We start from the raw sequence: 3,942 nt of genomic DNA, 5'->3' as shown, positions 1-3,942 counted from the left end.
GCACCCGCGCCGCGCTGCTGCTGGCGCTCGCCGTCGGTGCGGTCGCGTTGGGCCTCGTCCGGGGCGGGGAGTGGGGGTGGGGTCGGACCGAGACCGTGGCGAGCTTCGCCGTCGCCCTGCTCGCCGGCGCCCTCTTCGCCCGGCACAACGCACTGAGCACGACGCCCTTCCTGGACCCGACCATGCTGCGGGTGCCCAGCTACGCCTGGGCCAACGCCGCCACCTTCCTCTTCAACGCCGCCTTCGCGGCCGGCCTGCTGGCGAACGTGCTGTGGATGCAGAGCGTCTGGGGCTACTCCGCCATCCGCACGGGCATCGCGGTCGCACCCGGGCCGCTGCTGGTCCCGGTCTTCGCGGTGGTGGCCCAGCGGTTGAGCTTCCGCTTCGCGGTCGGTCGGATCGCCGCGGTCGGCTCGCTCCTCGTCGCCGGTAGCGCGCTGTACGCCATCGCCGTCATCGGCCAGGAGCCGTCGTACCTGACCGAGGTCCTGCCCGGCTGGTTGTTGGCCGGGGTCGGGGTCGGGCTGGCCATGCCCACCATCCTCGCGGCGGGTACGTCGTCGCTGCCGGCCGAGCGGACCGCCACCGGCACTGCGGTGGTGAACATGAGTCGTCAGATCGGCGCCGTCCTGGGTGTCAGTCTGCTGATCGCCCTGCTCGGAACGCCGATCGGCTACGCGGCCGCGCACAGCGCCTTCGTCGACATCTGGTGGATGACGGCCGGCTTCTCGGTGCTGGCCGCTGGTGCTGCGCTCGGACTCCGGGGCCTGGGCGGTGTGAGCGAACCCACCCCGTCCTCGATGCAGGAGACGGCCGTGGGTCCCGGCAAAATCTGAGGTTGGCCCGGTCGCGCCATCGCGATCGGCCGTCCCAGATGTCGTTCGTGGATCGAGGAGGGGTCGTGCAGGAACATGCTGCGGCCCCTCCTCGTCCGCGTCTGGTCTGGCCCGACCTCGCCAAGGGCGTCTGCATCCTCCTGGTCGTGCTGCACCACGCCACGACCAAGCACTACGTCGACATCCTCCCGGTGGCCCTCGCGCCGGTGGGTGAGGCGTGGGCCGGGCTGAGCCACGCGCTCAAGCCGATCCGGATGCCGCTCTTCTTCGTGATCAGCGGCTGGTTCGCGGCCAACGCCCTGCACCGTCCGTGGGCCCGGGTGGCTCGCCGGGCGGCGAGCCCCTACTACCTCTACGTCGTCTGGCTGGTGCTGCTCTTCGGGGTGTTCACCGTCGAGCGCACGCTCCCGTTGAACCGCACCCAGGACCTCGGCGAGTTCGGGCTCGACCTGCTCTGGGCCTCCACCGGGCTGTGGTTCCTCTTCGCACTGGCCCTCTACTTCGTCGTCTCCAAGCTGCTGGTGCGCTATGACGCGCGCTGGGTCCTGGCCGGCGCCGCGGCGGCCGCGCTGCTGACCTCGGCGCTGCCGGTGGACGAGGTGAACCGGCTCTCGGTGCCCTTCCACTTCGTCTACTTCGTCCTCGGCAGCCGGTACGCCGGGCTGGTACGCCGGATCGCCGCGGAGCGGAGGCGATGGATGCTGCCGGCCCTGACCGTCTCGTTCGTCGCGCTGTCGGTCCTGCTCACCGTGCGGCCGGTGCCGCGCAGCGTCGACCTCTTCCTGCTGAGCGTGGTCGGTGTCCCGGCGGCGATCCTGCTCGCGGTCGTGGTCTCGCGGAGCCCGCGGATCTCCGGCCCGCTGAGCCGACTCGGCCGACAGACCCTGCCGGTCTACGTGCTGCACATGCCGGTGCTGGCCGTGCTGGCGCACCTGCCGGCCTGGCTCGGCCCCGAGTCCGGCGCGTGGGCGGTCGCCGTGTCGGTGGTCTACCCGGTGCTGCTCACCGGAGCGATCGCCGCCGCCTGCCTCGTGCTGCACGACGGGCTCGTGCGCGTCGGCGGCCGGTACCTCTTCGAGATGCCGCGCCCGCGCCTCGCGGCGCTGCGGGGTCAGCGCCGGCCGATGGCGACCGTGCCCTCCAGGGTCACGTCGTCGATGATCTCGGCGTTCAGCCCGGCCGCCGCCATCAGCTCCCGAGTCGACGCCGACTGAGCGCTGCTGGTCTCGACCAGCAGGTGCCCGCCCGGGCTGAGCCAGCGCCGGGCGCCGGCCACCACCCGCCGGTGCAGGTCCAGGCCGTCGGCGCCACCGTCCAGGGCGCTGCTCGGCTCGTGGAGGCGCGCCTCCGCAGGCATCAACGCCAGCGCCGACGTCGGTACGTACGGCGCGTTGCAGGCCAGCACGTCCACCCGGCCGAGCAGCTCGGCCGGTAGGGCGTCGTACAGGTCGCCGGCGAGCACCCGATCCGGGGGCAGGTTGCGGCGGGCGCAGCCGACTGCGACGGGGTCGGCGTCCGCGGCCCACACCGTGGCGCCGGGCACGCGGGCGTGGACCACGGCCGCGACGGCTCCGCTGCCGCAGCAGAGGTCGAGCACGACCGCGCCCGGGCCCGCCAGGTCGGCTGCCCGATCGGCGAGCAGCTCGGTGCGTCGTCGCGGTACGAACACCCCGGGGTCGAGCAGGATCCGCTGACCGCCGAAGTCGGCCCACCCGACGACAACCTCCAGTGGCGCCCCGGCCTCCCGTTCGCCGAGCATCCGCTCGAGCTCGTTCGGGGAGCCGGCGGCCTCGAGCAGCACCCGCGCCTCCTGCTCGGCGAAGACGCAGCCCGCGGCGCGCAACCGGGCAGTGGCCGCGGCGTGGCTCGGCGGTCGGGGCACGCGCACTCCGTTCGGGACTGGTCGAGATGATGGACCCATGGACATCCTCTCCGAGACGGCCGCGACCCCGCTCGGCCAGATCACGATCGTGGTCGTCGTCTACGCGGTCGCGGTGGCGATCGCCGCTGCCGTGGTGGCTGGGCGTCGCCTCCCGCGCCCGGACCTGCTGGACCACGGCGTGTGGATCCTCGAGCTGCTGCTGGCGGTCCGGGCGGTCGCCGGAGTCGGCAGCATGCTGAGCGGTCAGCGACCCGAGCAGATGTCCTCGCACATCGGCTACCTCGTGGCATCGGTCTGCCTGCTGCCGATCGCGATGCAGTCGGTGGGCGAGGATCGCGGCCGGTGGTCCTCGGCCGTGATCGCCGTGGCCGCTGTCGCGGTGACCGTGGTCGCCGTACGACTCCAGGCCACCTGGGGTGTCGGTGGCTGACGCGGCGGCCGGCTCGGTGCGCAGCGGACCGCACCAGGTGCTGCTCGCGCTCTACGCGCTCTTCGTGCTCGCGGCGGGCGCCCGCAGCGCCGTGCAGCTGGCGACGGACGCCGCTCGGGCGCCGATCGCCTACACGCTCTCCGCCGTCGCTGCGCTGACCTACGCGGCCGGCTGGGTGGCGATCCGACGCGCCTCGGCCGGTCACACCGGCTTCGCCCGGGTGATGCTCTGGGTGGAGCTGGTCGGGGTGGCAGGCGTCGGCACCCTGAGCCTGGTCCGCCGGGACTGGTTCCCCGACGCGTCGGTGTGGTCGGACTACGGGCTGGGTTACGGGTTCGTGCCGGCGGTGCTGCCGGTCGCCGGGCTGCTCTGGCTACGTCGTCAGCGGGGAGCCTCCACCGCGTCCTGATTGCGTCCTGATTGCGTCCGGATCGCGTCGTGTTTGCGGGCGGACCGCGCCCTGTTCGCGGGCGAGCGGGTGGTGACGGGCGGGCGCTGCTGGGCCGGTCCAGGAGCGAAAAAATCTGGTGTCCGGATGGTGGAAGATCGGCCTGTTTCGGGGGTCGGACTGTCGGTGCTCGCTGGTTGGGTTGTTCCATGACCGAGACGCTCGCCGACGTGGACACCGCAGCTGCGGTGCTCGACTTCGCGCGGGGTCAGCGGTCGGTGGCGGACCGGGCTGAGGCGGAGTTGTTGCAGGCTGCGGTGGCGTGGGCGGCGATGCATTCGACCGACTCGTTGGCGGACGCGGCGTTGACGTACGACCCGGGGTTCGGGGAGACCGAGGTGCCGGT

Annotated in this window: 6 protein-coding genes; 5 read left to right on the top strand and 1 reads right to left on the bottom strand. The window is 72.9% G+C overall.

Annotated elements, in window-relative coordinates; translation table 11 throughout:
• On the top strand, nucleotides 1–836 hold an 836-nt coding region (locus ABZE72_RS16105; RefSeq protein WP_372730051.1), incomplete at its 5' end, for an MFS transporter.
• Between the two features lie 65 nt (nucleotides 837–901).
• Nucleotides 902–2,050, top strand: coding sequence for an acyltransferase family protein (locus ABZE72_RS16100; RefSeq protein WP_372730050.1), 1,149 nt, complete (start codon nucleotides 902–904; stop codon nucleotides 2,048–2,050).
• Here the strand turns inward: ABZE72_RS16100 and ABZE72_RS16095 are convergent.
• Nucleotides 1,948–2,718 carry a putative protein N(5)-glutamine methyltransferase gene (locus ABZE72_RS16095; RefSeq protein ID WP_372730049.1) on the bottom strand — a complete coding sequence of 257 codons (771 nt, stop codon included), beginning with the start codon at nucleotides 2,716–2,718 and terminating at the stop codon, nucleotides 1,948–1,950. The genes ABZE72_RS16100 and ABZE72_RS16095 overlap by 103 nt on opposite strands.
• 37 nt (nucleotides 2,719–2,755) lie before the next feature.
• Here ABZE72_RS16095 and ABZE72_RS16090 point away from each other — a divergent pair, with 37 nt between their 5' ends.
• From ABZE72_RS16090 to ABZE72_RS16080, 3 genes are all read left to right on the top strand, one after another.
• Complete coding sequence (locus tag ABZE72_RS16090) at nucleotides 2,756–3,148, top strand: hypothetical protein (RefSeq protein WP_372730048.1); 393 nt, start codon at nucleotides 2,756–2,758, stop codon at nucleotides 3,146–3,148.
• Nucleotides 3,141–3,557, top strand: coding sequence for a hypothetical protein (locus ABZE72_RS16085; protein WP_372730047.1), 417 nt, complete (start codon nucleotides 3,141–3,143; stop codon nucleotides 3,555–3,557). Before ABZE72_RS16090 ends, ABZE72_RS16085 begins: the two co-directional genes overlap by 8 nt.
• 188 nt (nucleotides 3,558–3,745) lie before the next feature.
• On the top strand, nucleotides 3,746–3,942 hold a 197-nt coding region (locus tag ABZE72_RS16080; RefSeq protein WP_372730046.1), incomplete at its 3' end, for a hypothetical protein.

This window comes from Nocardioides sp., assembly GCF_041600255.1.
Lineage (GTDB): Bacteria > Actinomycetota > Actinomycetes > Propionibacteriales > Nocardioidaceae > Nocardioides.
This window is presented reverse-complemented; position numbering and strand designations above follow the sequence as displayed.

Excerpts from the sequence above, each read along its gene's own strand:
- ABZE72_RS16090 (WP_372730048.1), top strand. The coding sequence starts at position 2,756 with ATGGACATCCTCTCCGAGACGGCCGCGACCCCGCTCGGCCAGATCACG.